This is a genomic window from Bifidobacterium favimelis, from assembly GCF_037963085.1.
Classification (GTDB): Bacteria; Actinomycetota; Actinomycetes; order Actinomycetales; family Bifidobacteriaceae; genus Bombiscardovia; species Bombiscardovia favimelis.
The window spans coordinates 1-1,176 of sequence record NZ_JBANDZ010000010.1; the positions used below are offsets into that span (position 1 = coordinate 1).

Annotated in this window: 3 protein-coding genes; 1 reads left to right on the forward strand and 2 read right to left on the reverse strand. The window is 54.8% G+C overall.

The genetic code is table 11. The annotated features are described in order from the left end of the window. A partial coding sequence (locus tag V6584_RS07900) for a hypothetical protein (protein WP_340486382.1) occupies positions 1 to 242 on the reverse strand: 242 nt, incomplete at its 3' end. 327 nt (positions 243 to 569) lie between these two features. Between V6584_RS07900 and V6584_RS07905 the strand changes: the two genes are divergently transcribed. Then, the gene (locus V6584_RS07905) at positions 570 to 770 is read left to right on the forward strand and encodes a hypothetical protein (protein WP_340486384.1); all 201 of its coding nucleotides are present in this window, start codon (positions 570 to 572) and stop codon (positions 768 to 770) included. Between the two features lie 157 nt (positions 771 to 927). Here the strand turns inward: V6584_RS07905 and V6584_RS07910 are convergent. After that, positions 928 to 1,176, reverse strand: a 249-nt coding sequence (locus V6584_RS07910) for a hypothetical protein (protein ID WP_340486386.1), incomplete at its 5' end; no start/stop codon positions are given.

Consider the following 1,176-nt stretch of genomic DNA (forward strand, 5'->3'; position numbering starts at 1 on the left):
GGATCATCACGAAACATCTGGTCCACCATCTCCCCGTAGGAGCCGGCCAACTTCCGACCCTTCGGAGCAGGATCGGCCATGGAAGGAGTCTCTTGCGACTTCCCGGCCGAATCTCCTGGATTGTCTTCGCCACGATCGACGCGGGTGCCGGCACAACCGGAAAGTCCCATGGACAACAAAACCGCGAGACTGATTGCAGCCATCATCTTCGCATGTCTTCCCCACATGAAGGGTGCCTTCATCTCCCCCCCCCATCACATTAGATTCCATTCGATATAACGAATAATTGACTCTATAGCAGGCTGAAGTTCTGCACTTCAAGGCAGACATGGACGCAGAAGCCATACATTCGGTTCTCTCCTGTGCCCATGCAACCGGGTTGTTCATCCTGATATATAGGCTCCGTCCTTGTGGTTGCTTTCGCTTCCACTAACCTCGACTTGATAGTAAACTCCAGCCTTGTTACCGCTAACGGAACCTCCGTGCTGATGCGCACTCCCTCGATCCTGCCATGCAGTTGCGGTGACCCAGTTCTTATCCCTGGTCGGCGTGACAGACGCCATCGAATAATGCCAGTTGTAATACCAGATGCCCACCCTGTTTTTGTTGCCGTCCTGACCGCCGAAGGCCTAAGCCGTCTGCACACCCACACCCGTCAGCAGACCCAACGACAACACAACTACAGCCACGGAACGGATACGCCTGCCCTGTTGATTGCCATGATCACCCCAATGATTGAAACCGAAAACCGGAAAACACACCATCGCTGAGGGCCCCGGACCAGAAAACGGCCCAGAAACCGGACCCGGCCTGCACGGGCAGGAAGAACAGCCAAAACCCCGTACAACCACCACACCGTTGAAAAGGAATATACCACAGCGAACATCCCCCGGACAAGAACCAACCCGAGAAAACCGTTCTCATCTCTCAGTTTGTGAGCAGGTTGTCAGGATTGTCGTCATAGAGTAGGTGCATATTGGCCACCATGCAGCCCTGGGTGAACCCGTCGGACAGGTTCAACGCGATCTTGTCGTCATGGCTCGTATCACCATACTGTCTACGGTCATACTCCTTGCGCAGGGCGGCCATATCATCCAGGAACCTGTCAGCCGTGTAATCCTTGGGCACCTTGCCCGCACGCTTCAGACAATCTGCGATCGCGTCATCCTGATTCGC

What these genes read in the sequence shown, in the direction of transcription:
- V6584_RS07905 (WP_340486384.1), top strand. Translation starts at nt 570, where the DNA reads ATGCCAGTTGTAATACCAGATGCCCACCCTGTTTTTGTTGCCGTCCTG.